Raw genomic sequence first — 26,238 nt, forward strand, 5'->3', positions numbered from 1 at the left:
GAGGATTTTCTCCTTGGATATTGAAATATAAAAAAATTGAATTACAACCTACCCCATCTAAAAAGGAGGCTTGTATCATGCTTTTTTTAATCACTTATGATTTCAACCAACCACAGCAAGAATACCCTGATTTTTTTAATGCCATTGAAAATCTCGGGGATACGCACCGTTTGATGAGCTCGGTGTGGCTGCTAAACACCGACAAATCCGCCTCAGCTGTTCACTTGACCCTTGCCCGGCATATCCATGATAGCGATTATCTGTTGATTGACCGTGTTACGCGCAACACCAAAGGGAATTTCAACCAAGCCGCCATCAATTGGCTAAATCAACAAAACATGGAGCCCTAAGCTCATGCGGAGCAAACCGAATGCATTCATTTTACTTCTTCTTTTACTATTGGGCCTTTACTGGGGCTATCAGCACTATCAAACCAAACAATATAGCGCTGCCATTTCACCTACCTACCAGACAATGAACGCCCTACAGGAAAATTTAGAAGCGATTTATGACTTAGGCGATAGCGATGAACAGCTTCTTCCGGGACAAATCGCCGAATGCGAGCGCATTCAAAACACCCTCAGCGAACTAGAAGCGCAATTATCCGAAACAATTCCGCCCACGTCCGGCGCCGCCAAAACCAAAGAGACCCTAACCATCGCTTTGAGTGAATTACAAGAATACAGCGCCGCTCACGCCCAGTACCTAAAAGCCTGCATAGCTGCCTCGCAAAAATTAAAAACGCTAGCAGCTTTAGGTAAACAGCTGGATTCTTCCCCTGCCAGCTATTCCTCGTTAGCGGAATATACAGAGACGTTCAAGCAGGCTAAAGCCCTTACCAGTCAATTAAAAGAAAAAAAAGAAGCCGTTTCTCTAATCAGAACCGCCTTCCTAAGCAAGACAAAAAAAGATCTTGATGCACTTTTGCTGTAAACCGAAAAGAAAACCGCACAGGAAAATTTTCCTGTGCGGTTTTTTCTATTCTTTATTACAGCCGAAAACGGTTCACTGCTTCTTGTAAGTCTTGCGCCAAATTCGCCAACGCCCGGCTGGAAGAAGCGATTTCCTCCATCGATGCCGACTGCTCCTCGGTTGCCGCAGAAACCGTCTGCGCTTCGCCCATAGCCGCTTCGCTCAAATTGGAAACCGTATGGACCGAAGTGACGATTTTCTCGCTGCCTTGAGACATGCGCTGCATCACTTGAGAAATATCCTGCACCTGCTCGGAAACGTGCGCTACCAACTCGGTGATCTCTGCAAACGCCTGACCTGCCGCGGTTACTACTTCGCTGCCTACCTTCACTTCGCGAGTCCCTTCGCTCATAGCGACCACCGCCTGATCCGTATCGCCTTGAATTTCTCCGATTAGCTCGGCAATGCGCTGCGCCGCTTCTTGCGACTGCTCCGCCAGCTTACGAACTTCGTCCGCGACTACGGCAAACCCGCGTCCTTGCTCGCCGGCTCTGGCCGCCTCGATGGCCGCATTCAACGCCAGCAAGTTCGTCTGCCCGGCAATACCGGAAATAACGCTGACAATCTGCCCGATTTCTTTGGAACGCTCGCCCAGTTTCGCTACCACCTGGGCCGAATTATTCACGGTCCTTTCAATGGACGCCATCTGGGTCACCGCCCGGCCTACGGCCAAATCGCCTTCTTTGGCTTTCCGCGCTGCCTGCGTAGAGTGCTCCGCTGCCTGCGCGGAACCTGCCGCCGCCTGCTGCATGCCGGAAGAGATATGCTCCACCGCACTGGACGTCTCAGTGACCGCCCGCATCTGTTTTTCCGCCCCTTGGGCCACTTCATTAATCGACTCCGCTACCTGGGTTACTACATGCGCTGACTGTTCCGCCCCAGCCGTCAGCTGTTCACTGGCCGCCGCTACCTGACTGGAGGAATTAGCAATGCCGCGAATGAGCTCTTTTAAATGCTGCTTCATCTCATTGACGGAATGCGCCAATTGGCCAATTTCGTCCTTCGATTCCACTTCGAGGTCCGCAATTCCCAAATCGCCGGCGGCAATCTGCTTCACGCCCTCCGCCACTTTAACTACCGGTTCGGAAATTTTGCGGCTAATGTACATAGCGAAAGCACTTACCAAGCCCAAAGCAATCAAGGCAATTACTACCGTCAACGTAATATCATAACTTACTTGACGTTTATTTTCTTCTACTTTAACCTGCACGTCTTTTTCAATATGATCTACCCAGTTGCCGGTACCAATCACCCAGTTATAGGGCTTAAACAGCAACGAGTAGCTGCGTTTAGGCAAAGACTCTGTTTCGTTCGGCTTGGGGAAAGAGAAGTCCGTAAAACCGCCACCTTCTTTTAAGCCGCTGGCGATAATCTCCTGAATAAACTTTTTACCGTTAGGATCCACAAGGTGAATACGGCTTTTGCCTTCCACCTCGCGCCCCAGCAGAACCACATTGACGCCTTCCGCCGTATCAATCCAGAAATAATTACCGTTGTCAAAACGCAAGTCGCGCGCCAAGTCGGCCGCCTGCTTTTTCGCGTCCGCCTCAGTCAGCAGCCCCTTTTGCTGCTGACTATAAATACGCTGCACCAGGCTGTGCACCGTTTCCACCTGCAGTTTAATGCTCCGGTCAAACTGATCATACAGCATAGTCCGGTATTCTTTCGTACCCTGCTCGTTTTTCTGAATGGTATTGATAATTGAAAAACAAGAGAGAATCAGAATACAAGCAAAACTTGTGGCCACCATCGCGGCAATCAAACGATACTTCAATTTTGTCATAACATACCTTCACTCCATTTCCGACTAACTCAGTACCTTTTACCAAACAACTCCCAAAACATGAGCTACACCTTAGCGGTATAAAAAAGCACCTGCGCAAGAAGCAGGTGTTGCGTAACGCTCCTCTGAAAAGCGGCAGCCAGGCGGTCATAGGCTCTGCCGTTAGACCCGTAGCTTTGCGTCCTCGCTTTTCAGCGAGTTTGCTTTTATGTAATTGTTATAATCATACAGTATTTTTCTATAATTCTATCATATCAATGCTCTTCCAGCAAATTATTTATTTTTTTATTGTTTGTACTTTAGTTCGTTTTTGAGTTCCTTACCTTCTTCTAAAGGATTTTTGCAAACCGCTGCAGAAATGCCATTTTACGCAATTCCTATTCCTAACACGCTCACTATACGGGGGAACACTATGGATGCACTGTTTTTATTTGTAACACACTCGATCGACACCTGGGGGTATTGGGCTATTTTTACAGGAATGGCTTTGGAAAGCGCTAACATCCCGATTCCCAGCGAACTAATTTTTGGCTTTGCAGGCTATCTGGTATATCTGGGCCGCTTGAATTTTGAACCGGCTGTCCTTTGCGGCGTTGCAGGCGGCCTGCTTGGATCAATAGTTTCCTACGCTCTTGGCTATTACGGCGGTCGCCCCTTCATTACGAAATATGGCAAATACTTTTTTACTACTCCCTCCAAAATAGATCTGGCCCAACGCTGGTTTGACCGTTATGGCCTAGCAGCAGTATTCTTTGCCAGACTTCTGCCGGTGGTGCGCACGTTTATTTCCCTGCCTGCCGGTTTTGCCAAAGTCAACTTCAGCAAATTTGCAGTTTATACCCTATTGGGCTCTCTGCCTTGGACCATCGCGTTGATTTATTTGGGAGTCGCTCTAGGCGAGAACTGGTATCTTCTTACTGCCTACGGACATCAAGCCAGCCTCGGCGTCCTGCTGCTGCTTGTGATTGCCTTGTTTGTTTGGTGGAAGCGCGTTGTTGGTAAAAAAAACAAATAACAAAAAGGAAGTGAAGCTATGAAAGTCGGCATGATTCGCTGCCAACAAACCGAAGATATGTGTCCGGGAACTACTGATTTCATCATGGCCAAACAAGGAAAAGGGGCTTTTGCCGATACTGGCGCTGTCGATATTGTAGGCTTTGTCTCCTGCGGTGGCTGCCCCGGCAAAAAAGCCGTAACACGAGCTAAGATGATGGTTGATAGAGGGGCGGACGCAATTCTTCTTGCTTCTTGCATTAGCAAAGGTACGCCGATCGGTTTTCCGTGTCCCAATTTTGCAATGATGAAAGAAGCGATTACGAAAGCGCTCGGACAAGATTGCAAACTTATTGACTGGACGCATTAGATGATTAAAACCACCTGGCCAACAGCCAGGTGGTTTTACTTTATTGGGTGTACTAGCCCCAATCATCCCCGCCAAAATCATTATCTTGGTAATCGTCAAAGCTATTGGAAGCCACATCCTGCTGGCTGCTATCATCCCAACCGCTTTGACTAGCAACATCCGGCAGATTTCCCGCCTCCGCCTGTCCCAGCAAATCGTCAAATTCATCTCCATTCAAGATCCCGTTCGACGTAAGGGTTTCGCGCAATTCATCGTCGCCCATATTGCGCCACATATCATACTGGTGCTGATCAATCAGATAATTCGACAGCAAATACCCCAGCACCATACCGCCCAGCATGCCTCCCATGCCAAAACCGCTGTTTCCACCCATGTAGGGATTTTGATTATACCCCGAACGCGAGCGAAATAACCGATACACAACATAGAGTCCAAGCAAAATCAAAAGAACCGTCAACATCCTTACTCTCCTCCTGTCAGTAAAATACACGCATTTTCTTCTTCATGCGCCATTTTTGCTATTCTTATTATAAACGGATATTGTGACAAATGCATGACACAGGAAACAAAAAAATTGACAAACATTCCATTGTATTGTTTAATAAATATCACAATATCATAATGTAGGGCAAACCTATTGAAAAATAGGGACGCAAAGCTACGGGTCTAAGGGCTAACCGCCTATGATCGCCGCGCCGCCAACTAGCTAATTGCTACTTGCTATTCGGACAGGCTTACCTGTCTTTTTCTTTTTTCTTCAGCACTATGCATGGTGATGCCTCCTACTGAACACAACAAGTAAAGAAGAAAAAGGAGAGAAACACCAAGTGAATTTGACCATTGGAAAAAAGATTTTAGCAGGATTTTCAGCCGTAATTATCGCCACCTTACTAATGAGCGGGTATACGTACTACAAAATTGGTGAAATGAACCGCGAATACCACGATGTCACAACAATTAATTTAGAAAAACTGGCCTTAGTCGAAGAACTATCCGCTCATATTATTGAAGAAGCCGCTACGGTACGCAAATACAACCTCACCGGCGATGCCGCGGATAAAACTAAATTTGAGGCCCTTCGCAAAGAATCCGATGCTAAACTGGCGCGAATGGAGCAAATCTTCGTAACGGAAAAAGCTAAAAAATTGATTGGTTAACGCTTTGCTGATTATGGGTTCTATTGCGATCAGTCTCGTCTTGAGCCGTGGTATTTCCCGCGCCGCTCAGCAAATGGTGCAAGCCGCAAAGGAAATGGCCGCAGGCAAACTAACGTCCGAGCCGATTCAAGTCCGTTCTAATGATGAAATGGGACAATTAGCTAGCGCCTTCCAAGAAATGAAGGAAAGCATGCGCCATTTGATTCGCCAAGTAAGCTCCTCCGCCGAACAAGTGGCCGCTTCTTCCCAGCAATTGACCGCCAGCGCCGATCAAGCCGCCCAGGCAGGCAGCGATGTCGCTACTGCTATTGGCTCAGTAGCGCAGGGCTCGGAACAACAACTACAGGCCGTAGATACCACGGCCGCTACAATAACGCAAATGTCCGCCAACATCCAACAAGCCGCCGCTAACGCGAACCAAGTCAGCGCACAGGCCAACGAAGCGGCGCAAGCGGCCCAGATCGGCAGCCGTGAAGTCGATGCCGCCATTGCGCAAATGCAGCAAATTGAGGAAAACGTGGTACAGTCTGCCGCCGTTGTCGCCCAGCTTGGCGAACGTTCGCAGGAAATCGGCCAAATTGTGGACACCATTTCCGGCATTGCCAGCCAAACGAATTTGCTGGCCCTAAACGCAGCCATCGAGGCCGCCCGAGCCGGTGAGCAAGGACGAGGGTTCGCTGTCGTAGCCGAAGAAGTACGCAAGCTAGCCGAACAGTCCCAAGGAGCCGCCAAGGAAATCGCTATGCTGATCGGTGAAATCCAAGGAGATACGGAAAAAGCCGTAACCGTCATGAACGAAGGTCCGCAGTTGGTCCAAGAAGGATCAACCGCGGTTCAGTCCGCCGGCGAAGCATTCCATAAAATCGGCGCATTAGTTGAATCCGTTAATATGCAAATGCAGGAAGCCTCTGCCGCTATGCAGCAAATGGCAGGCGGCAGCGAGCAAATGGTCGCCGCCATGAAAGACATCGATCATCTGAGCAAGCACGCCGTAAGCCAAACCCAAACCGTCTCCGCCTCTACAGAAGAGCAGGCTGCTTCCACCGAAGAAATCGCCGCTTCCAGCCAGGCCTTAGCCAGCATGGCCGAAGAGCTGCGCCAAGAAGTCGGCAAGTTTCAATTAGCATAATTATCATCTGGTTCAGGGGGACGGTTCTAGTGATTCGTTGCCTGCTTTCTCTGGTTCAGGGGGACGGTTCTTCCGAGTCATTTTCTTGGCTTTTTGGTTCAGGAGAACCGTCCCCCTGAACCAAAAGCAAGAGATCCGCCAGTAAATTACTCAGCAGCGCCTCTTGATAGGCGGCACGCTTTTTTTGCTGCAAAACTTGCGCTAACGCTCGCAGCTCAGGACAAGAAAGACCTTCCATCTTTTTCAGCCGCGCCTCCGGCAGCAATGGAGCATCCTTAGGCAAGGCGAAGTGATAATCTTCCAACCCATAGTGCCAAAGCCGGACCTGCTGGGGATTTCGTTTGTATAAGGCATCCGCCGCGAGCAAGCCTTCTGGATCCAAGTCGCCGGAGTAGCAAAGCGTGCAGCCGCCAGCTGTCAGCAAATTGACCGCAACCCACGAAGCCAGTTTAAAATTTCCGTGGGTGCACATAAGAGGCGGCAATGGCAGATTTCTTTGTTCAAAAACATCGAGAAGCGCCGAAAAAACCCCTGAGTTTTCTACTATATATACAACTTCCTTCGCCTTACCGGCAGGGCGCAAAGAGCTCAGGCTGGCCAGTTCCCGCAGGGGTGCATTGAGCACCGCTCGCTGCCGCCAAGCTTCCCGCCAGTAAGATACTTCCATTTCGCAGCCGCCCTGCTGCCGAAACGCCGCTAAGCCGGCACAGGTAACAAAATTGAGCACATCATCTCGAAGCAAGCCAAAATGATAAAGAAGTTCGGCCTCTTCCTCGGTCCGCGAGAAATCGTCCTGACCAGCTTCGGGGCGCAAAAAGCGCAGAGCCTCCAAAAAAACACGCCCCAAAGCAGTCGTACTATCGAGGGCGTGAGGGTCCCCAAAAATCCTCGCAGCATAAACAGGCAGCCGTTCTTTCGCTTCAGAAAGCTGCGCCAGCGCTTTCGCCGCCAGCGAAAACAGCTGTTGCTCCTCCTCGCAGCCATTTGTGTAGGCTCGCTGCGCCCGCTGTACGCCGGCATCTTTCTCCCAAACAGCTTGCAGCCAGCGTTGCGTGGAAGGCTGGCTGTTTTCACGCAGGAGCTGCTGAAAAAACAAATCTCGCTGCTCTTGGGCCATAAGGCGCACCTGCGACCGAGGAAGAAGTTCTTCGCCGGCATATGCCTGCAAAACCGCTAATAAATCGGCCTCGGCAAAACAAGTAGCCTGCAACGCCAACGCCACTTCCCGCAAGGAAATAAGCAGCGTTTCTTCCGCCTCCAAACGGCGGCGCAAAAAAGCCTCTAACGCCTGCCGCTCCTCTTCACTGGCCTTAGACAGCATTACCTTGCCCGCAAGCCGCCCGTGGCGGCGATATTTTTCCACGCACCCCGCCAAAAGGCGCGCCAATCCCGGCTGCGAGCGAAAATAAGCCGCCGCCTTTTGAGCTACCTCTTGTGCCTTCATGAGATCGTTTCCTCGTCACGCAGCGTTCGCACCCGTCCATCCCAATGGTAGCGCACCACCGAAACAAAGGGAGCGTTTTTCGGCCGTACCAGCTCGCAAATAGCCAGGCTCCTCACTGTATCATAATCGCCCCAAAGTGCTTGGGAATTCATAATGTAATTAAAGGAAAGCTGTTCCACCAGCGCAAACATTTCTCGGATGTTGTTCTCATCGACGCCGGCAAAGGCCTCGTCAAGAGAAATCACCTTAGGCGCATCCGGCCGCGCTTCGCCATAGCGGGAATACGCTGCTGAAAATAGGGGGATGTACATAGACATGGCTTTTTCACCGCCGCTGAATTTGCCAAAGACACTGTTAGTAAGCTCCTTTTTCGGCATTCCCTCGCGGCGATAAAAAAGGTTAAAGGAAAACCATTTGCGAAAATCGAGAGTCTCCTTAACCAGGTCTTGAAAAGATTCTGAACGCACATCAGCTTGCGCCTTGGCTTGTTCAATGCGCGACTGAAAATGCCTCACAATGCGCTTCATATCTTCTTCCTTTAAAAGCCGCCGGTCCGAACGCAGCAGCCTCACCAGCTCCTCCGTATCCATTTGGCTGTCGTCATCGGCGGTAAGGGGCTTCCAGCGCAGTGAAAATACCAGGCCGCTCGAGGTATCCAGGCTTTCCATAAGGTCATTCATATGCGCCACCCAGCCTTCGGCGCTATTGATGCGCTGGCTGATAATCCGCCCAATGCTGTTCATAATAACTTCTTCGTAGAGCTCCCTGTCCTGATGAGTCAGGGTCATCTGCTGCTCCGCCATCTGCCGCGAAAGCTCCTGCCAGGCGCTGCGGGGAGTCATGCGACGGCCGGCGCATTCCAGAACCGCCAGCTTCCTAAGAGCCGCTTGCTTGAGTTCTTGATTCGCCAGCAAGAAGGCATCAGTCTCCTCCTGCTTCGGCAGTTGCGGCAACTGCAGGTCCGCCGACTGAGTTTCTTCCAACTGCAAGCGGTATTCTCCCAACACAGCCTGTTCGCGGAAAAAGGAAGCCATTAGTCTGTCTGTCATCTTTTCCCGTGTCGGCTCCTCTTGCTCCACCCACGGCCCGAGGCGCTGCCAGACCTGATTCGCATCAGTCCATGGAAAGTCGTCTTCCTCCATCGCCGCAACCAGGCGCAGTTCCGCTTCTTGTGCAAATACCCGCCGCCAAGAAGCCGCGTTTTGCCGCCAAAAAGCCAGACGTCCTTCGCCGCGCTCCAGCTCCTGTCTTAGGATTTCTAAACGCTGTTTTAAAGCCGCTTCTTCGTGCAACGCCTTTTTCAAAAGTCCCGGCAGCTCGTTCAGCCTGGCTACGACTTCCCGGCTACGCCGCCGAATGTCTTCGGCCCCTAAAGCGGCTAAGCGAGCCTCAAGCCCCTCGAGCTCCCTTGTGAGACGCTCCTTTTCCCCAGCCAAAACCAGCAGTTCGCCCTTCAAGGCGTCGACATCTGCCTGAACTTCCTCCAGATGCTCCTGCAAGCGCTGCACATGGGTTCGCGCATCAATAAATTTGTGCCGTGCCAATTCTAAATCCTGCAGGCGCTGTAGGTACACACTAAACTGCCGTTGCGCTTCTTGATATTCCTCCGCCAAAAAAGACAGCTGCAAACCTTCTACCGCTTGGCGCAGGCGGTTTAAAACGCCTTGAGTTTCATTCATGCAGGCGCGCAGCGCCTCATTTTTAGCCGCTGCATCACTCTCGCAAATCGACAAAGCTTGCTTTTTCCCCAGCCACTGACGATTCACCCTATCTAGATTCTCTTCTTGAGGAAAAAGTTCCCAACAGCGCTGCAGCTCGCTTAAGGCCTGCTCAATTGCTTCCGCGCGGAGCTGCAGCGTCGCCAATGCTTCGCGCTGCGCCTCCGCTTCCCCCTCTAGACGGGCAATCTCCTGCAACCGGTACTGCTTGCGCGCTTCGCGCCCAATAAACAAGGCGCTCTCCTGGCGCGGCGCCTGCCCGGCCAAAAGGCCGGTACGATACGCGCCATAGCGCACAGACAGAACAGGCGCTGCGCCGCCTTCTTGCGCCAGCAGCCCTTGCGCCTGCTCGTCATTAACCAAAATGCTGCGCAACACCTCGTCAATGAGCGCCGGAAGCACCGCCGCCTCCTGAGGGGGCAAAGGATGCAAATAATCAGCCAAGGTCGCGCAAAGAATAGCCGGTTCCGGCCGAATCACGCTGTCCGCCAGGGAAGCCGGCAGCCGGCTTCTGGCCTCCTCCGGCACAATAAGGGCGTCTAAAAGCCCCATTTCCCCCAAGGCCGCTTCTATGCGCTCCCGTGTTAGGGCGTCAACGTTTTCGTTAAACTCCACCGCCTCGTAAAACGGCAAAAACGGCACCTGCTGTTCCTTCAGCCAAACGCGAGCGGCGTCTTTTTCACCATGGCGCTGCGGTTCCGGCTCCCGGCGGGTGCGCCACTCCTGTAGCAGCCCCTCTGTTTGACGCAGCTGTTGACGGGTTTGCTCGGTCTCATGCGCAACAGCCAGCTTTTGGCTCCGCCACTCATCCTCGCGGCGCCTCCGCCCCTGTTCTGCCGGCTGAAGCACATCCTGCCAGCGAGCGTTTTCATACAAACGCTGCACGCTCTGCGCCGCCTCGCGAATTTCCTCCGCTTCCAGCGGCAAAAGCTCCTTGCTCGCAGACACCCAGGCGTAGAAAGCAGCCAGAAGTTCCTCTCTTGCGTTAAAAAAAAGCTGCTCACCCTGCCGTTCTGCTTCTCGCGCCGAATCATACGCCGCCTGCGCCGCGTCAGAGGCAGCCGCCGCTTCTTGCTGGCGCTCTTTGGCAAAACCTAGACGCGCAAAATGCCCATTAATCTCCTGCAGCCGCCGGTTATGAGCCGCCGCCGTCTCTTTCCAGGACGCAAAGGAATACCCTCCAGCGTACTCCTTGATGAAGGCCGACGCCAAGGCTTCATGGGCGGAAAAAGCCGCTGCCTCTCCTTGATCCCCCAGTTCCTCCAGCTGCTCCAGCATGGCTTCTTCCGCCGTATCCTGGCGCAGTCGCTCCTGACGCAAACGCTCTGCGTCGCGGAGTTCCGTCTTTTTCTTTTCTTCCCAAGACTGGTTCTTGCTTTGCCATTGCCCTTCCTTATGCTGCAGCTCCCCGTCCACCTCTTGGCGCCGCTTTTCCGCCCGGAACACGTCATGCTGAACCAGCGCCTCTTTTTCCTGCAGCAGCGCCTGGTTTTCGCACTCCAAGGATGCCTGCTCCCCTAGAATCTTTGCCAAGGCCTCTTGTTTCGCCTGACTTTCTTGCAGCTGCTCTTCCCGCAGCCGCTCCTGTCGGCTCAGAGCCGCCTCGGCTTTGCGCTGTCCTTTCGCCTTTTCCGCCAGAATAAAGACATTATACTGGTCGTAGGCGCGCTCCAAACGGCCCAAAGCTTCGCGGTCTCTCCCCAACAGCTCCAGCTGCTCCTTGGTCTGCTTCATGTTTTCCAGGGTATCTGACAAAGGACGCAGTTCTTCTTCCGACAAGGAAGGCAGAGATTCCGTCAGAATTTCGTGAATTACGCTAGGGCGAAACTCCTTGGACAGCTTCGGACTGCGCAGCTGAATTAAAAGCTCCATCAAGTCCTTATACTGCTCCAATGAAGCAAAGCCAAAGACGTACTTATTGACCGCCTCTGCATAATCTCCTTGTCGACGGAACACCTGTCCTCCCGGCAAAATCAAAAGCTTTTCCAGCTCCGCCCGAGTCAAGGGAATGCGCTCTTCCTGACCGTCTGCATTGTATTCTGTTTTCGTCAGAAAAAAATCTTTCCCAATACGGCGGCTGTCGGTAATAACAAAACCCCAAAACTCAATGGTTCCGCCCCGCCTCGCCTTCAGGCCGATGCCGGTAGTAAGGTACTGCTCGCTGTCCTGGCGTTTGTACTCCAGATACAAATAGCCTGTACGTTCCTCGCGGTCCACCAATTCTCGCTCGCCCAGCAGGTAATCCTCCATCCGGCGGTCCTTAGAACCAAACGGGTCCAGACGATTGGCGGCGATCTTTCCGTCTAAAAGCACTGTAATCAAGCTTTGCATAGTCACGGACTTACCCGAGCCGTTCATGCCGCGCAGCAGCAGCTTGCCGTCAGCAAAGAAAAACTCTTCCTGATCGTAATACCAAAAGTTTAGCAAACCCGCTCTGTGCATTTGCCACTGCTTCATCGTGCACCCTCTCTTTTCCTCGCTTGTTTTTCCGGCTCATAATCATCAGGATACGCGCCAACGGTCCTTCCTAAAAGAGGGGTCAGCCAAAGCAAGCCGCTCTCGTCACTGCGCGCCATTTTCCAGTTTTCTAAAGCCGCCAGCAACTCCCGCTGCAGCTTGTTCATCGACATGTCCCGGTACTCCTTGGTCCAGCCTGCGCCGGTCCGCTTGCGGCATTCCTCCAGCAATTGAGAAAACTCCAGCTCCGTAAAGGAAAAGCCCTGGGACTCCTCCTGCCAGCGACGCCGCAGCTCCGCTCCCAAATGCAGAATAATCGCCGCCAAGCCGCTGCGGTCAGGAAACGCCTGCAGCTGATATCGCCGCTCCACAGGCGCCGTAAGCATCGCCACGTCTTTATACAGCTCGAACTGCAGCAGGCTGTGCTCGGACACATCCTCTGCCAGACGATTTCTCATATTGCGCAAATACAAAAAGTCGCTGCTCCCCGCCTCACAACGCTCGTAACCAGGCGTCAAATACAATTCCCGGTAAATGCGCTGCTTGCGCACACGTCCGATGTCGCTTTCCTCTTCCACATCCTCCGCCGCCAGCAATTGCTCCAGCGTCCCGTACTGCTGTAAATCCTTCGGATAGGAGCGCAAGAAGTATCGCGCCAGCAAAGTCACTTCAAAAAGGGCTTCGCTTTCCTGACTGCCGCCGAAACCGGCAACATCACCGTCCACCTTGACAAGCAAGCCGTAGGAACAGGCCAGCTCCAGCACCCGCACCATGGATTTGCGCCATTCGTAGGTTTCCCAACGCAACCCGTCCTGCTCCGGCGGCGCCTCCGGATACAAGGACAAAAGCGCCTCGCACAAATCGCTCAGCAAGAACTGCTCGTCCAGGCTTTTGCTCTCTAAAAAGGCCAGCAAACAGCATAACAGCACATAATCGCGCACCTGCTGCAGCCCAGGCAGCCCCATCCAGGGTGCCGGACGGGCCGGAATTTTTTCCAGCTTCACAAACTGCCTCGTCACAAGCAGGCGAAAGCCGCATTTATCAAAAAAGTAATTGCGCAATCCCTGTTCGCGCCGCCGCAGGCGCTGATACAGCTCCGGCTGTTCCTCACGTATAATCCAATACTGTTCCAGGAGCGCCTGCGCCATCTCCCGGTCCTCCTCATCAAACTTCTCGATTACGCTCGCCATGAGTTCCCTCCGTCAATCCAAAAACTCAAAAACAAAATCCGGCAGCTGCAGCGTCCCGTCTGTACACTCCAGAACGATCTGCGCCTCGCTGCGGCGCACCAGCCGCACCAACCGCCCGTTTTCCGTTTTCGCCGTTCGATCCCCCTGCCCCATGCAGCGGCTGATCCAGTTCAAAAGGGTTTTGCGCACAATCGGCGGCTGCAGGCCCAGCGAAGCCAGCACAATATTTCGCCCGTCAGCACTCAAAGCGTCAACCAAGGCCTGCTCCGCCTCTTTTTCTCTCAAAAAGGCTTCCCTGGCCGCCTCCTTTTCCGCTTGCCGGTTCACCACTGCCCCTGGCCGCGTCTTTTCCCGATATGTATTCACACTGGGCTTGACCGGCAGAACCGTCGAGGGCTCCTCCCAAATCACGCCGTCCATATCCTCGCTCTCCCGCACTCCGGCGCAAATATGCCGCACTCCGGAAGATCCAAAAAGCGCCGCCGCCAGCTTATGAGCCTCATCCACATTCGGCAGCGTGGAAAACCAGCCTGCCAAATACAGATAATCCTGATACCGGCTGCGACTGGCGCTATGCCGTTCCCCTAAACGCTGGGCAAAGCGCGTAATGCGCCGAATAGTCTCCATCGTCTCGCGCTCCAAAAGCAGCAGCTCGCTTGCATGCCCTGCTGAGCCAAAAAACCACAAACGCAAGCTTTCCCATTGCTCCAAACAGCGCGCCACATACACCGAACGCTCCACCGCCTCTTCCAGGCGCGGAATGCTCATCTGATAATCGGCAATTTTCTCCGCTGCCGCCGCCATATCTGCTGCGGTAATTTGCTTTAAAAGGCTCTCAATGTTATACGACGACGTCTGCAAGCCCAGAATAAAGCGGCGGATGTACTCGGCAAAGGCATCCTTATACGTCAAGAAGGCCTCACTTTTCATACACTCCTCCACTTTTTCACTTTTCAAATACGCGATATAGTCTGACGCCTGCTCCACAAGCTTACGGAAACACGCGTATACATCCTCCCAGGTTTGGTTAAACTCCGCCCCGGACGCGGAGCCCCTCTCCTCGGAAAAATGACGCAGCGCCGCCAAAAGCCGTTCAAAAAGCGTCGCCTCCAGAGATCCCCCAAAGGACTCTCCCAGGGCGTGAAGCCTTTCCACCATCCGTTCGATTTCAATCGTATAGGGCGTACATTGGTAGCGATAGCGCTTCTTTTTGAAATCTTCAATCGTCAATACGCGCCCCGTCTCCTGACGGGGAATCAAATTGTTCCAGTCGCAAAGCTGCTTTAAATCCGCCTGCAGCTGCGCTTCCGTGTACTCCTCAAAATAGACGTCCTCCTTCAAATGCACCAGCACATCCTCAGGGAATAAATAATGCCGCAGCTTTTCGTGCTGCAAATAAAAAAAACGCAAAATGCTGCGATATCGCCCCGCATTTTCCGCTGTCAAATATGACGCTTCGACAATCTTCCTCTGGCGCAGCTCCTCCATGTCTCTACACCTCCTATTCTGGTTCAGGGGGACGGTTCTCCTGAGTCGTTTTCTTGCCGCTTTGGTTCAGAAGAACCGTCCCCTTGAACCAATTATCACCAATCTTCTTCCGGTCCCTCACCACGTGTTTCAAGAATAAGCGGCTTTAAACCTACCACATCTGTCTCAAGGACCTGCTCGATTTGCACCGTCATTTTTAACTCTGCACCAAAATCGTACAGATATAAAAATTTCTGTTTAAGCTCCAGCCCCAACTGCCCCAGCGATATTTTATCTGCAAAAGGTCCCTCGTCATTGCCCGGACTCCAATACGCCTTTCCCCGCCAAGGTTTTCCTTCCATAAAAAATGCGTACAAATGAGAATCACTTAGGCCATAGGCATGTTGAATCGCTTGATGCAACTCCTCTAACGTATGCCGCGACGACATTTGAATCCGGCTCCACACACCCCGCCGCCACAATACTTTTACTATATATGTGGTTTCCATTTTATACCTCTCTTGCAATGCATTATTCATCTTCCACACAAGTTACTTTCTCAAAAAAGAAACGCTTTATATATTCCACTCCGCCAAGCACTTTCCTCCCCTAAAACTGATTTTTTGTTCTCTTTTGGTTCAGGGGGACGGTTCTGCTGAGTCATTTTCTTGCCGTTTTGGTTCAGGAGAACCGTCCCCCTGAACCAGCCGCAATCACGCTCGCACAATAACGCTTTGACTAATCCCTGTCAGCCTGGCAATTTGCCGTGTTGAAAGACCCTCCAGTTGTTTAAGGCCACGCAAAGCAACATCTCGCTCTTCTTTACCCAGATGCTGCAGTTCTATGGGCAATAATCCATGCAGCTGCTCTTGCAACATTTGGTTGGCCTCCTGATCGGACAACAGCAATTCCATCTCTGCATCCAGACACGCCTTTGCACTTTCTTCCTGCATAAACCGCTGATATTCAGCTATCGCTTTACTTCTGTCGCGCCCAAACAAGCCCAAGACAAAGTCATTCTCCAACAGAGAATCTTGCTCCATATAGCCGCGATAGCTGCTCCAGGGATACGTTTCCCAAGAAATCCCCAGAGACCTGGGGTTTTGATGAATATATCGCAGCGCTGTCAACAAATAACGTTCGTCTTCTACGGCCTCGCTCCGAAAACGATCTTGGAACAAAGGCCCGCAACGTCCATATTTTCGATTATACCAATGCACATAGCTCACACCAAGACGCTTCATCACTTGCGACAGCTCTTCCTCGCCTTCCGCCAACAATAAATGCACATGGTTGTCCATCAGACAGTAGCCCAATACCCGACAGCCGCACTTTTCACGATAAAGCTGCAGATAGTCCAAATATTTTGCCCGATCCTCGTCATTTTCAAATAAAATTTGTCGGTTGATGCCTCTCCAAATAACATGATACGTACCGCTTTCGCTTTTCTCTCGCGCTCTTCTCGGCATGCTCTTCACCTCATAGTTGCCAGCCTGCGGCAGACTCGGGAGAACCGTCCCCGTGAACCACTTCGAGGTTGTTTTTGGATTTCCTGCATCGCCATGTCTTTTTATCCTGGTTAAAAAAAGCAGAGCTGAAAGGCAGCATGTTCTAGCTTCCTCACGGCTCTTTTCCGGTTCAGGGGGACGGTTCTCCTGAGTCGTTTTCTTGGCTTTTGGTTCAGGAGAACCGTCCCCCTGAACCAATTAGAATCTTCGCTTTTTGCTCGCTTCTTGCATCATACGACGCGCATTTTTTCGGCCCCCAACGTCAGCAAACATTACGGCCTGTTTCGCCACTTCAAGACGGCGCGAATCCAGCTCCGCATAGAGAAGCTCCTGGCGCAATTTCCGCCAGGATTTCAAGCGTTCCTCCGGCAGAAGTCCCTCTGCCGCCGCCTGCCGCACAGCACACCCCGGCTCTTTGTCATGCCTGCGGTCTGCAAAGCGGCACGATCCAGCCAACGCTTCAATATCCGCAAACGCCGCGGACAAGTCCCCGCTCTCCAACGCCAGCTCCCGCATGCCCGGCGTGTCGATCACAATGCCGCCCCCCGGAAGCAGCAGCATTTCGCGGCGCGTTGTCGTATGCCTCCCTTTTTCGTCTTTGCGAAGCCCTGCCGTAGCCAACGCCTCTTTTTTCAGCAGGCGATTAATCAAGGTGGATTTCCCCACGCCCGATGAACCGATAAAAGCCGCAGTCTTTCCCGCGCCCAGATACGCCTGCAACGCTTCAACACCATCGCCCTCCAGCGCAGAAACACATAGCACCTTCGCGCCGCAAGCGCATAAAGAAGCCTCCGCCATCTTTTCCTCCATATCCTCGCATACGTCGGCTTTAGTAAGAATCACCACCGGCGTAGCGCCGCTGCTCCAGACCAAGCTCAAATACCGTTCCAGCCGCCGGAGATTGTAATCACTGTTCAAGGCCATGCAAATAAACACCGTATCGACATTGGCCGCAATGAGCTGCTCCTGTCCCGCCGTTCCCGCCGCTTGGCGAACCAATAGGCTATGGCGGGGCAACACGCGCCATAACAAAGCCGCTCCCTCAGCATCATATTCTAGCGCCACAAAATCGCCGACCGCTGGAAAATCAGCCGGCCGCGTCGCCGCATGCCGCAGCCGCCCGGCAACAACCGCCGACCGCTCTCCCGTCGCGGTTAACACCGTATAGCCATCTCGATATTGCGCCGCCACGCGGCCAAGCTGCGTCAACTCACCCGCGGCCTCTCGCTGCGCCTCGGTCAAGCCCAATTGCTCCATAGAAAAAACGTTCATCGTGCGCCCCCCTTTTAGGCGCAGTATAGCACATCTTCGGGACGCATTGGTTCTCTCTCTTGTTTCAGAACAAAAAAGGAGAGTCGCAAGGAAGCGCTTCCTTACGACTCTTTGCTTATTCCGCTTCCCTTGAAGCCAAGATTTTATATACCGTCTTTGGTGATAAATAGTATGCTTCCGCAAGTTGACGAGGGGAAAAGCCCTCTTGACGCTTCCGTCGTATTTCCCAGTTTCGCGCCTTTGTCTGCTGGCGGTTTTCCGTTTTATCCCCCCAGCTTCGCCGCGATCCTTCTTTACGCGGAATATAAAGATACTCGCCGTCAATATATTCTTGCACAGCCAGCAGCAAATCCTCCGGCAATACCTGCGCAGCCGCCTTGTAGCCCATGCCGCTCCCTCCTAATTTCTTTAGGATTGAGCAAAGGCTAGCACAACGTTTGCAGTCTCATGCACTAGCCTTTGCTAAGCACGAACTACAGATTGCGTTTTTACGATAAGTCATTCTCCCTTTCTTCTGGTATAGACTTAGCATATTCCTTTAAAATTCGCCTGTCAATGTTAGAAACTCATCCATTTATTTAAGCATTTTATGCGCTACAAGGGCCACAGCCACAACCAATGCAGAGGCTTTATGCCAATTGCGCAGAGCAAGCATCCTTCGATTCTTATAGAGCCAATTGCCGCCGATAAAAAGCAGCAGTGCCGCCACAGCGGCAACTTCGCCGCTATAGACAGCGTAGATCTTGCGCGAACGATACATCAGCATCACATAGCCATGTAAAAAAGCCAAGGATACTGCAGCATATCCCAAAAACACATGCCACTGACGCAACTGCTCCCATATTTTTTGCAAATAACCAGCCCCCATAGACGCTCCCGGTTCCTTGCGCTTCTTAAGCCAAGAGAAAAGCTCTCGGCTCACATATAAGCAGCCAGCGACAATCCCTCCGTACATAGCCAAATTTCCTGCTTCTTTGCCGGCTTTACTAAACCAAGTTCCCAGCAACGGGCTAGCTCCCGTTTGCCAAAAATAATCCAGCCCGCTTATCCCAATGCAGAACGCTAAAAGAATGCGCCCTGCCAACACCTTTGTCATCCTTGTTGCCTCCTTCAAGTAATGCCGCTACGCATAACAGCGTTTTAGTCTCCAACTTAGCTAAAGCCGCTTTCTCCCTTACAAAAAAATGGTTCTTCCTAACTCTATGTAACAAATCCTATGCCCTTACTCGCTAATGCAAAAGAACCTGTGTTGAAACAACCGCTGTTTCAGTACAGGTCCTTTTGCATTAACGGCTAGCCTTACCGTTCCGCTAACCCAAGCCATACGCTTTCTTATTTTTCAATCACACAAGCTTCCACCCTATAATTCCCAGACTACGAAAGCCCAAGAATTGATTGACCGTAATCGTTAAAGGAAGAGATACCAGCTCCTTGGGTACAAACGCCTCTACCCCTTGAAGTACAATTTTTTCATAATTGTGCGGATCATGGGGCGGTCCCAAGCGAACGCTGGGCTTTTCCCGCAAATGAATGCAGCAGCCTATTTCCGGCGGCAGCTCTAAATGAATCGGCTTTTGCTTCTCCTTCACATAGGCGGCCGCTTCGGGCGTGATCGCAAGCATAGTCGCACCTCCTTCTACTGAACCACTTCATAAGGCCAGTCCTGAATGCCGCCAAAATCATACACCGAGGTGTATCCCATTTCGGCCAGCAACACCCCTGCCTGACGGCTGCGATTACCGCTGCGGCAGTACACAAGAATTTCGGCATTTTTGTCAGGCAGCACCACCGCCGCCTTCTCCTTCACTTCTGCCAAAGGCAGCAATACCGCCTTGGGAATGTGCTTTTCACGGTATTCTTCCGCAGTCCTTACGTCCAACACAACCGCCTGCGGATTTGCAGCCATTTTTTGCTTTGCTTCCGCCGCCGTTATTTTATGATATCCTGCGGGAAGCGCCCCCTCCGTGTTAGCTTGCGTTTTACAGCCCAACGCCACTACTGCCAGCAGCACCAGGACCGAAATAACAAGCACAAGTTTCGTATCCATAAACAAGCAACCTTTCTTTCAAAGCATCATAAACTATCTATAGTTTATGAAAGAGGCTGTCCATTGTCAACAAATAATTTATATCTATTGCTTTTTCAATATACTTTATTTTGGCCGCGCAAAACTCATAGCTTCCGCCATTTAACCTCTCAAGTAACGATGAAAAAAGCCGCTAGAAAAAACAATTTCTTCCCGTAATCAAGAGGTATTCTTATGTATCTAGCGAAACTACCAACTATATTATATCGCATAAAAGAGTCTTGCTTTTATGTTAAAACAAAGAAGCCCTCTATTGTTCGCCACCGCTTCAAGGCGCAGACTACCACAAGCCAGACAGAAAGGTGATGCAATATGATTTTGCGAAGATTCGTCCTAGCGCTTCTTGCCTTCTCCTTGATGGCATCCGTCTGCGCTGGCGCTCCTTCCGTAAAATATCAAGTTGATAAAAACTACCCGCCGTACACCTTTCAAAATAAAGACTATCTGTATGGATTTGATTCCAGCTTGATTACCCTTGTCTTGGATTCCACCGATTATGATGCCGACTACTCCGCCGACTCTTGGGATCGCGTCTATAAAAGACTAGTACGAGGCGATATCGACATTGGAGGCATCATTGCCGTTACGGAAGAGCGAAAAAAAGAAGTCCTCTTTACTAAACCCTTATTTAATTCGTACGTTTCAATCTATACGGTAGCTAATTTTCAAAAAGTAACCCTTGAGAATTTATCAGAGCTGCGCGTCGGCGTCGGCAAAAGCTACTATACCGAAAGTCTCCTACGAAACGCGCTGCATATCTCGCCCTACCAAACGTACGATGATATTGACGACGCCCTTCCCGACCTGCTTGACGGAAAGATCGACGTAATTTTTGAAAATCAACAGCTTATGGATTATGCGATTATTTCTAAAAACCTTAAGGGTATCGTTGTTCCTCAGGTTACCAATCTCTTTCCCCGCGAGCATGCCTACGCCGTTAGCAAGGCCCGTCCGGACTTAGTGGAATATATGAACCGCAAACTCGATCAATTAAAAGAAAACGGCGTTTTTGAAGAACTATACGTGAAGTTTTTCTACACCCATTCGGATGGCTATGAAAAAGCTCGCCAAGAAAAAATCCTCTTTTTTCTGCTTACGGCTATAGCTTCTCTCATCATTACGGGCATAGCGATCAAACTGTATATAGACCGTCTCAAAAAGAAACTGAAAGTAAACTATGACCAGTTGTTCCTCGCCCACGAAAACCTGCAAGCCCAAGAGGAAGAATTAGCCGCTCAAAATGAAGAGCTCTTAGCCAAAGAAGAAGAGCTGCTTTGCAACTATAACAAAATTCACTACGCTTCTCTGCATGACAGTCTTACTGGCTTGCCCAACCGCGAGCACTTAAACGAACAGTTGAAGGAAGAACTGGAAAAAACGCAAAAAGAAGGTCATACCGGAGCCGTCCTCTTTATCGACTTAGACGACTTAAAAACGATCAATGATACCTTAGGGCATCAATATGGCGACGATTTAATTATTCAATCCGGCTCTATTCTTGTGGCGGAAATAAAAGCCCTCGGTTTTGTCGCGCGCATTGGCGGCGATGAATTTGTTGTTATTTTACCCAGTCAAGACTCCCGCCAGGAACTTGAAAAAACAGCTTCAAAGCTAATCCAAGCTTTAGCCTATGAATACGATACAGATACCATTCGTTTGCAAACCTCCGCAAGCATTGGCATCGCTCTCTATCCCGAAAACGGCGATACTCGCGAAGAAATCCTCAAGAATGCCGACAACGCCATGTACGCGGCGAAAAAGACAGGGAAAAATTGCTGGCGTTTCTATGAACCTTCCATGCAGACCGAAGCCTATGAGCAGATGGTCTTAAAAGTAGCCCTTCGCTCCGCGCTGAACCAAGGCGAATTGACGGTATTGTATCAGCCGCTGGTTCGAGTCCACGATCATAGTATCGTTGGCTTTGAAGCCTTACTGCGCTGGGATAGTGAACAATACGGCAGAATCTCTCCGGATATTTTTATTCCCTTGGCGGAGCAAACCGGTCTCATCCATTCGATTGGCGAATGGGTATTAAAAGAATCCTGCTTCTTTGCAAAACACTTATCCGAGCAGGGACAAGGACATATTCGTATTGGCGTTAACACCTCTCCCATCCAATTATCTGACGAGTATTTTGTTACCATGGTCCAACGCGTAATCACAAACATAGGCATTCGGCCTGAACAGCTTGAGCTGGAAATAACAGAAACCGCCATCATGTCGTCCCTTGATAATGTAGTACGCAACTTAGCCAAGCTCAATGAATTGGGTGTGCGCCTCGCCCTTGATGACTTTGGAACCGGCTATTCTTCCCTGACCTATCTGCATCGCTTGCCTGTAAATACGCTAAAAATTGACAAATCCTTTATCGACCGGATGTTTAATGACACTACGCAGAATTCGATTATTAAAAACATCATCGATATGGCCCATACTATGAAAATGGTCGTAGTTGCAGAAGGCGTGGAAAAGTCCGACCAAGTTTCTTTTTTGGCGCAAACACAGTGCGACTATATTCAAGGCTACTATTTCGGCCGTCCAGAGCCCCCCTCTACGGCGATCCGCTTGCTGCAAAAATAGAAAGACGACGCTGCAACTTGTCAGCGCCGTCTTTTTTATGCTCGTTTGTTATTGTTTCCATAGACCCTTAGTCTATGCATCCAACCCGTTTTTTTCCGAGAATGCCCTCCAACTTCCGTTTCGCCTGTTCGCGAACTTCTTCGTCAATATACATATGCGCAATCCCCAATGCTACCAACAAGGCCGTCGTGTCATCCCCGTACCCTACGCCAAAAATCATATCCGGGATAACGTCAAAAGGCAAAATAAAATATCCTAACGCTCCATAAATCGTCGCTTTCACCTTCAGCGGAACTTCCGGCTTCTGTGCGACATAGAAAAGCTGCAGCGCTTTATAAAGCAAAGACGTACCGATGCTTCCGGCATGTTTGAACAGCTTTGCAAAAAAGCGGGGCTGTGAGTATTCACCTTCGTAGCGCCCATAGCGCTCATCATTTTGCTCGTTCATTGTAGCTCCTTTACACTGTCGCAACTCACAAAATTAACTTGTCGACTTGCACTGTTCTTTACGTATAAAACGAACTGGCCTCAAATTCTTTTCCACAAGACCTTCTTCCTGCAACAATTCCAGCCAGTCCAGCATTTGTCCTTTTCGCACATCGAATTTTAACTTAAGCTCGTCGACAGTCTGAGGCTGAGTTAAAGCTTCTAATAAATTCTCCTTCAAAATCTCATACGCCGAACCAACCTTCCTCTCTTCCCCTATTACCTCCATCTTTTCATTATTTATATTTATATCTTTGTCATCGATTTTATCTAAATTCAATTCTTTCTTGCTTTCTTGAACTGACGATAAGGTAACTGTTCCAAACAAGGAAACGCTTTCTTCTTTAGGAGGAAAATACCTCTGTTCTTTAGATTCCATCCACGCAACTAGACTGCCCTCTGATTTTTCAAGAACTTCTTTTTCCAAAGGCACGGCTCCTAATTTGATTAATTCTCTATTTCCTTGAGGTATGTTTTCTTCTTTACGAACAAATAGCGGAACCCAACGAGAATTTATGTTTTCTTTAGCGCCCGCCCAAGTTCCACCTTTATTATAATCTGAAGAAATAGCTACAGCAAATCTAGACAAGGCATAAATATATTTATTTCTCCCCATCGCATTGCCTGCATTAAAAGACATCTTCGGATGAACAGGCGAGATCACAAGCAATTGGTTGCCAGAAATTGCTTGCCTTGCTTCCTTATGACTAATTTTCTTCTCAAATCCATCTATAACAATAGAAATTGCTCGTCCCCTTGCCTCTATTGCTGTTCGCTCCGCAACCTTATCAACACCCTTTGCTCCTCCTGAAACAACCGCGTACCCTTCCTTTACCACTCGTCGTACCAGTTTTTCAGTAAAGAAAACACCCTCCTGGTCTACATTCCGCGAGCCAATCACAGCTATACCTTTCTCATATAACAAGTCAGAATTTCCCGCGCAGAACAAATACGCCGGACATCGGTGACTTAACCGCCTCTTCAAAAGAGTGGGATATGTCTCTTCCGCTCGCGTCGTAATCCATATTCCCATAGAACTAAGTCGTTCAATTTCCATTGCCAAATTCCCGCCACAATCAAGCAATGCCTGCAGACGCTCACTTTCTGTATCACTTAAGTTCATTTGTCGCTTCCAGTCTTCAGGGTTCGTATGAAATAATCCCTTAGGAGTCTTAATTTCACTATTGGCAAGAAGAGCCGCCAACTTATTCCACTCTGTTAATGAGTATGACTTCACTCCGCTTAAGCCATTACTTGTCAGGCCAGAGCATATAAGCAACGTTGCGAGACTATCTTCACTAAGTTGTTTAACCATCACCTTTATCTCCTCCAGCTGTCGATGCCAACGCAAAAGGATATACAGCACCGCTTCCTTTTTCTCTCAATAACTTGCCACATATAGTAAATGTCCATCGAGAGTCAACCAAATCATCAATTAAAAGCACATCCCCGCTTGGACATTTTCCCTTAATTGCAAAGCAATCATATACATTACTCGCTTGCAAAGAAGTATTTTGCATTGTTTTCTGCGGAGATGTTTCCTTTGTTTTTAAAATACAAGGATGGAAGGGTAGTTTCAGTTCCGCAGCAACTCTTGCTGCAAAATCAGGGACTAGCCGAGGATGTCTCAAAGATGGGACACAAACTATCCATTCTAAGTTCCGAACTATATTCCACTTTCGAATCAAAGAAACTGCAGCTTCTACTAGTTCATTCCTAAATCTTCCAACATTATATTTGTCTTCACGAATGCATTTACCCCAACCAGCATCGCCATATGCGCATAAAACTCGCCCTTCTTCCGTTAGCAATGTATCGGAAATCTTCCCTTTTTCAAACTTCCATCCTGCGGGCCATCTTTTTCTCACTTCTATTGGCAAATAATCGCCTTTTAAAAATTTTACGGCCTCTAATACAGTATCCTGTCGCACTTGCCCGTCAAAAAAATCTTTTTTCAGGCAGTTAGCACACTTTCCACAGTCCTGTGCATAGGGATCATCTAACGCATCTGCAACGTACCGTAGGTAGCAACTGTTTGTATCTACAAATTTTTTCATTTTTTCAAGTTCATCCCAGCGTCGCTCTGTGATTTTCTTACTTTTTTCTTTATTAGCCTTCCAAGAACGCACCGTACGTATGTATTTACTTTTTTCATTTCTAAATATTGCATTTTGCAATAGTAGAAACTTCAGAATTTGCTTTACTTTTCCTTGTTTTAAGTTAACAGCACTCAGAATTTCATATAAACCCAAGCCACATTCCGAGCCTTCAATATGATTCAAAACTTCTGTCATCTCTATTTCTGTTGGAAAGGCTGACTGAATAAAATACTCTTGAATTTCATCATCTTCGCGGCCACTAAGCAAGATTGCATAGGCATTTTTCAGACTCCTTCCTGCACGTCCAATTTGCTGGTAATATGCAATCAAATTTCCTGGCCGCTGGTAATGCACAACAAAACCTACGTCCGGTTTATCAAAGCCCATGCCTAACGCAACTGTTGCAACTAGAGCCTTTACTTTATTTTTCATCAAACACTTTTCTCTTTCAATGCGCAACTCTGACGAATCTTGCTCTGATGATTTCAACTGCGAATGATATGCTTCCACGTTATGTCCTCTATCTTTCAGCCACTTTACAACTTTTTCACAGGAAGCCACAGTTAAGCAGTAAATAATCCCAGTCCCCGGCATTCGTTCAATATTTTCATCCAGCCATGCTAACCGTTCTTCTTGACCTCCTAGTTTAATAACTTGAATGTGTAATGACTCTCGCAGCAATGGCCCCCTCTGTACCTGCAGTCCCCCCAGCTGTTCTTGAACATCTTGTATTACTCTATTATTGGCAGTCGCTGTTGTCGCTAGCACAGGCACATTGGGAGGCAGGTTAGCAACAATACTAACAATTCTTTGGTAGTCTGGCCGAAAATCATGCCCCCAATCAGATATGCAATGCGCTTCATCCACTACAAACATGCCAATCTTTAGCTTTGAGAGAATCTTGCTTTTAAAGTCTTCATCTGCCAACCTTTCTGGAGACAGCAACAAAAGATCACATTGATCTTCAAACAATTCTTGCTTTATCTCGTCCCACTCGTCTGCATTGGAACTGTTAATAGTTCTAGCATATAAACCCAATTTATTTGCACTTTCAATCTGATTCCGCATCAGCGCAAGCAGCGGGCTAATCAACAATGTAATTCCCCTACCTTCTTCGCGCCGCATCTTTGTCGCAATAAAATAAACTATACTCTTTCCCCAGCCTGTTTTCTGTACTACCAAAACTCTTTTGCCGTTCACAGCCCCCATGATTGCTTCCAACTGACCATTTCGAAAAATTGAATCTGGTCCGAACATGCATTTCAATAATTCAGTAGCATGCTGTTTCATTTTCAAGCCTCCTCATATATTGAGCATATATAACTCACACAAGTACGGAAGAATTGAAAAAGCACAAAACTCAGTGACCTCTTGATTCACATTCAAGCGGTGTATATGACAAAAAAGACTCTCGAATTCTCGAGAGTCTTGCTTGTTAGAAATGGTGGGGCATACTGGTTTCGAACCAGTGGCCTCTTGAATGTGAATCAAGCGCTCTCCCACTGAGCTAATGCCCCTAACAGGTTT

23 protein-coding genes, 1 tRNA gene and 2 riboswitches are annotated in these 26,238 nt (G+C 49.6%); of the genes, 7 read left to right on the forward strand and 17 right to left on the reverse strand.

The window, feature by feature from the left end; translation table 11 throughout:
* The coding region (locus PHF27_RS03955) for a hypothetical protein (protein WP_300066338.1) at positions 1-350 on the forward strand (350 nt) is incomplete at its 5' end.
* 4 nt (positions 351-354) lie between these two features.
* The gene (locus PHF27_RS03960; RefSeq protein ID WP_300066341.1) at positions 355-933 is read left to right on the forward strand and encodes a hypothetical protein; all 579 of its coding nucleotides are present in this window, start codon (positions 355-357) and stop codon (positions 931-933) included.
* A 55-nt stretch (positions 934-988) separates the two neighbouring features.
* Here the strand turns inward: PHF27_RS03960 and PHF27_RS03965 are convergent, their stop codons facing one another.
* Positions 989-2,755 (reverse strand): methyl-accepting chemotaxis protein, encoded by a 1,767-nt coding sequence (locus PHF27_RS03965; RefSeq protein WP_300066344.1) that lies wholly within the window; start codon positions 2,753-2,755, stop codon positions 989-991.
* Between the two features lie 131 nt (positions 2,756-2,886).
* Positions 2,887-2,970, reverse strand: a riboswitch (cyclic di-GMP riboswitch).
* A gap of 197 nt (positions 2,971-3,167) precedes the next feature.
* Here PHF27_RS03965 and PHF27_RS03970 point away from each other — a divergent pair.
* Entirely contained in the window at positions 3,168-3,770 is a 603-nt protein-coding gene (locus PHF27_RS03970; RefSeq protein ID WP_300066347.1) for a DedA family protein, read from the forward strand.
* Between the two features lie 18 nt (positions 3,771-3,788).
* Complete coding sequence (locus tag PHF27_RS03975; protein WP_300066350.1) at positions 3,789-4,118, forward strand: CGGC domain-containing protein; 330 nt, start codon at positions 3,789-3,791, stop codon at positions 4,116-4,118.
* A gap of 52 nt (positions 4,119-4,170) precedes the next feature.
* Here PHF27_RS03975 and PHF27_RS03980 read toward each other — a convergent pair whose 3' ends face one another.
* Complete coding sequence (locus PHF27_RS03980) at positions 4,171-4,578, reverse strand: hypothetical protein (RefSeq protein WP_300066353.1); 408 nt, start codon at positions 4,576-4,578, stop codon at positions 4,171-4,173.
* A 157-nt stretch (positions 4,579-4,735) separates the two neighbouring features.
* Positions 4,736-4,821, forward strand: a riboswitch (cyclic di-GMP riboswitch).
* Between the two features lie 124 nt (positions 4,822-4,945).
* Between PHF27_RS03980 and PHF27_RS03985 the strand changes: the two genes are divergently transcribed.
* Both PHF27_RS03985 and PHF27_RS03990 read left to right on the forward strand, forming a co-directional pair.
* Positions 4,946-5,275, forward strand: coding sequence for an MCP four helix bundle domain-containing protein (locus PHF27_RS03985; protein ID WP_300066355.1), 330 nt, complete (start codon positions 4,946-4,948; stop codon positions 5,273-5,275).
* Complete coding sequence (locus PHF27_RS03990) at positions 5,268-6,404, forward strand: HAMP domain-containing methyl-accepting chemotaxis protein (protein ID WP_300066358.1); 1,137 nt, start codon at positions 5,268-5,270, stop codon at positions 6,402-6,404. The genes PHF27_RS03985 and PHF27_RS03990 overlap by 8 nt, the downstream gene beginning before the upstream one ends.
* Before the next feature lie 55 nt (positions 6,405-6,459).
* On the opposite strand, the gene PHF27_RS03995 is transcribed toward PHF27_RS03990, so the two are convergent.
* The 11 genes from PHF27_RS03995 to PHF27_RS04045 form a co-directional block, all read right to left on the reverse strand.
* On the reverse strand, positions 6,460-7,848 hold the full coding sequence (locus tag PHF27_RS03995; protein ID WP_300066361.1) for a TIGR02679 family protein: 1,389 nt from the start codon (positions 7,846-7,848) through the stop codon (positions 6,460-6,462).
* Positions 7,845-12,023, reverse strand: a complete 4,179-nt coding sequence (locus tag PHF27_RS04000; protein ID WP_300066364.1) for a TIGR02680 family protein — start codon at positions 12,021-12,023, stop codon at positions 7,845-7,847. Before PHF27_RS04000 ends, PHF27_RS03995 begins: the two co-directional genes overlap by 4 nt.
* Complete coding sequence (locus PHF27_RS04005) at positions 12,020-13,213, reverse strand: TIGR02678 family protein (protein WP_300066367.1); 1,194 nt, start codon at positions 13,211-13,213, stop codon at positions 12,020-12,022. The genes PHF27_RS04000 and PHF27_RS04005 overlap by 4 nt, the downstream gene beginning before the upstream one ends.
* A gap of 12 nt (positions 13,214-13,225) precedes the next feature.
* Positions 13,226-14,701 carry a TIGR02677 family protein gene (locus PHF27_RS04010; RefSeq protein WP_300066370.1) on the reverse strand — a complete coding sequence of 492 codons (1,476 nt, stop codon included), beginning with the start codon at positions 14,699-14,701 and terminating at the stop codon, positions 13,226-13,228.
* Positions 14,702-14,796: 95 nt separating this feature from the next.
* Positions 14,797-15,219 (reverse strand): plasmid pRiA4b ORF-3 family protein, encoded by a 423-nt coding sequence (locus tag PHF27_RS04015; RefSeq protein WP_300066419.1) that lies wholly within the window; start codon positions 15,217-15,219, stop codon positions 14,797-14,799.
* A gap of 174 nt (positions 15,220-15,393) precedes the next feature.
* Positions 15,394-16,149 carry a transposase gene (locus PHF27_RS04020; RefSeq protein WP_300066373.1) on the reverse strand — a complete coding sequence of 252 codons (756 nt, stop codon included), beginning with the start codon at positions 16,147-16,149 and terminating at the stop codon, positions 15,394-15,396.
* A 237-nt stretch (positions 16,150-16,386) separates the two neighbouring features.
* Entirely contained in the window at positions 16,387-17,460 is a 1,074-nt protein-coding gene (gene rsgA / locus PHF27_RS04025) for a ribosome small subunit-dependent GTPase A (RefSeq protein ID WP_300066376.1), read from the reverse strand.
* Between the two features lie 115 nt (positions 17,461-17,575).
* The gene (locus PHF27_RS04030) at positions 17,576-17,848 is read right to left on the reverse strand and encodes a CD3324 family protein (RefSeq protein WP_300066379.1); all 273 of its coding nucleotides are present in this window, start codon (positions 17,846-17,848) and stop codon (positions 17,576-17,578) included.
* A 186-nt stretch (positions 17,849-18,034) separates the two neighbouring features.
* Complete coding sequence (locus PHF27_RS04035) at positions 18,035-18,556, reverse strand: hypothetical protein (protein WP_300066382.1); 522 nt, start codon at positions 18,554-18,556, stop codon at positions 18,035-18,037.
* Positions 18,557-18,803: 247 nt separating this feature from the next.
* A complete protein-coding gene (locus PHF27_RS04040) occupies positions 18,804-19,082 on the reverse strand; it encodes a CC/Se motif family (seleno)protein (RefSeq protein WP_300066385.1) in 279 nt (92 codons plus the stop codon).
* A gap of 14 nt (positions 19,083-19,096) precedes the next feature.
* Complete coding sequence (locus PHF27_RS04045) at positions 19,097-19,507, reverse strand: rhodanese-like domain-containing protein (RefSeq protein ID WP_300066388.1); 411 nt, start codon at positions 19,505-19,507, stop codon at positions 19,097-19,099.
* 351 nt (positions 19,508-19,858) lie between these two features.
* On the opposite strand from PHF27_RS04045, the gene PHF27_RS04050 reads away from it, so the two are divergent.
* Positions 19,859-22,126 carry an EAL domain-containing protein gene (locus PHF27_RS04050; protein ID WP_300066391.1) on the forward strand — a complete coding sequence of 756 codons (2,268 nt, stop codon included), beginning with the start codon at positions 19,859-19,861 and terminating at the stop codon, positions 22,124-22,126.
* A gap of 67 nt (positions 22,127-22,193) precedes the next feature.
* On the opposite strand, the gene PHF27_RS04055 is transcribed toward PHF27_RS04050, so the two are convergent.
* The 4 genes from PHF27_RS04055 to PHF27_RS04070 form a co-directional block, all read right to left on the reverse strand.
* Positions 22,194-22,574 (reverse strand): DUF1232 domain-containing protein, encoded by a 381-nt coding sequence (locus tag PHF27_RS04055; protein WP_300066394.1) that lies wholly within the window; start codon positions 22,572-22,574, stop codon positions 22,194-22,196.
* Between the two features lie 33 nt (positions 22,575-22,607).
* Positions 22,608-23,927, reverse strand: a complete 1,320-nt coding sequence (locus tag PHF27_RS04060; RefSeq protein WP_300066422.1) for a DNA-processing protein DprA — start codon at positions 23,925-23,927, stop codon at positions 22,608-22,610.
* Positions 23,920-26,001, reverse strand: coding sequence for a RecQ family ATP-dependent DNA helicase (locus tag PHF27_RS04065; protein WP_300066397.1), 2,082 nt, complete (start codon positions 25,999-26,001; stop codon positions 23,920-23,922). The genes PHF27_RS04060 and PHF27_RS04065 overlap by 8 nt, the downstream gene beginning before the upstream one ends.
* Positions 26,002-26,153: 152 nt before the next feature.
* A tRNA-Val gene (locus tag PHF27_RS04070) sits at positions 26,154-26,228 on the reverse strand.
* Positions 26,229-26,238 lie beyond the last annotated feature (10 nt).

Origin of the sequence: Anaeromusa sp. (genome assembly GCF_028691475.1) — a bacterium.
Lineage (GTDB): Bacteria > Bacillota > Negativicutes > Anaeromusales > Anaeromusaceae > Anaeromusa.

Excerpts from the sequence above, each read along its gene's own strand:
- PHF27_RS03965 (WP_300066344.1), bottom strand. The coding sequence starts at position 2,755 with ATGACAAAATTGAAGTATCGTTTGATTGCCGCGATGGTGGCCACAAGT.
- PHF27_RS04010 (WP_300066370.1), bottom strand. The coding sequence starts at position 14,701 with ATGGAGGAGCTGCGCCAGAGGAAGATTGTCGAAGCGTCATATTTGACA.
- rsgA (WP_300066376.1), bottom strand. The coding sequence starts at position 17,460 with ATGAACGTTTTTTCTATGGAGCAATTGGGCTTGACCGAGGCGCAGCGA.
- PHF27_RS03995 (WP_300066361.1), bottom strand. The coding sequence starts at position 7,848 with ATGAAGGCACAAGAGGTAGCTCAAAAGGCGGCGGCTTATTTTCGCTCG.
- PHF27_RS03980 (WP_300066353.1), bottom strand. The coding sequence starts at position 4,578 with ATGTTGACGGTTCTTTTGATTTTGCTTGGACTCTATGTTGTGTATCGG.
- PHF27_RS04005 (WP_300066367.1), bottom strand. The coding sequence starts at position 13,213 with ATGGCGAGCGTAATCGAGAAGTTTGATGAGGAGGACCGGGAGATGGCG.
- PHF27_RS04065 (WP_300066397.1), bottom strand. The coding sequence starts at position 26,001 with ATGAAACAGCATGCTACTGAATTATTGAAATGCATGTTCGGACCAGAT.
- PHF27_RS04050 (WP_300066391.1), top strand. The coding sequence starts at position 19,859 with ATGATTTTGCGAAGATTCGTCCTAGCGCTTCTTGCCTTCTCCTTGATG.
- PHF27_RS04035 (WP_300066382.1), bottom strand. The coding sequence starts at position 18,556 with ATGACAAAGGTGTTGGCAGGGCGCATTCTTTTAGCGTTCTGCATTGGG.
- PHF27_RS03960 (WP_300066341.1), top strand. The coding sequence starts at position 355 with ATGCGGAGCAAACCGAATGCATTCATTTTACTTCTTCTTTTACTATTG.
- PHF27_RS04060 (WP_300066422.1), bottom strand. The coding sequence starts at position 23,927 with ATGGTTAAACAACTTAGTGAAGATAGTCTCGCAACGTTGCTTATATGC.
- PHF27_RS04055 (WP_300066394.1), bottom strand. The coding sequence starts at position 22,574 with ATGAACGAGCAAAATGATGAGCGCTATGGGCGCTACGAAGGTGAATAC.
- PHF27_RS04045 (WP_300066388.1), bottom strand. The coding sequence starts at position 19,507 with ATGGATACGAAACTTGTGCTTGTTATTTCGGTCCTGGTGCTGCTGGCA.
- PHF27_RS03975 (WP_300066350.1), top strand. The coding sequence starts at position 3,789 with ATGAAAGTCGGCATGATTCGCTGCCAACAAACCGAAGATATGTGTCCG.
- PHF27_RS03970 (WP_300066347.1), top strand. The coding sequence starts at position 3,168 with ATGGATGCACTGTTTTTATTTGTAACACACTCGATCGACACCTGGGGG.
- PHF27_RS04030 (WP_300066379.1), bottom strand. The coding sequence starts at position 17,848 with ATGGGCTACAAGGCGGCTGCGCAGGTATTGCCGGAGGATTTGCTGCTG.
- PHF27_RS04020 (WP_300066373.1), bottom strand. The coding sequence starts at position 16,149 with ATGCCGAGAAGAGCGCGAGAGAAAAGCGAAAGCGGTACGTATCATGTT.
- PHF27_RS04040 (WP_300066385.1), bottom strand. The coding sequence starts at position 19,082 with ATGCTTGCGATCACGCCCGAAGCGGCCGCCTATGTGAAGGAGAAGCAA.
- PHF27_RS04015 (WP_300066419.1), bottom strand. The coding sequence starts at position 15,219 with ATGAATAATGCATTGCAAGAGAGGTATAAAATGGAAACCACATATATA.
- PHF27_RS04000 (WP_300066364.1), bottom strand. The coding sequence starts at position 12,023 with ATGAAGCAGTGGCAAATGCACAGAGCGGGTTTGCTAAACTTTTGGTAT.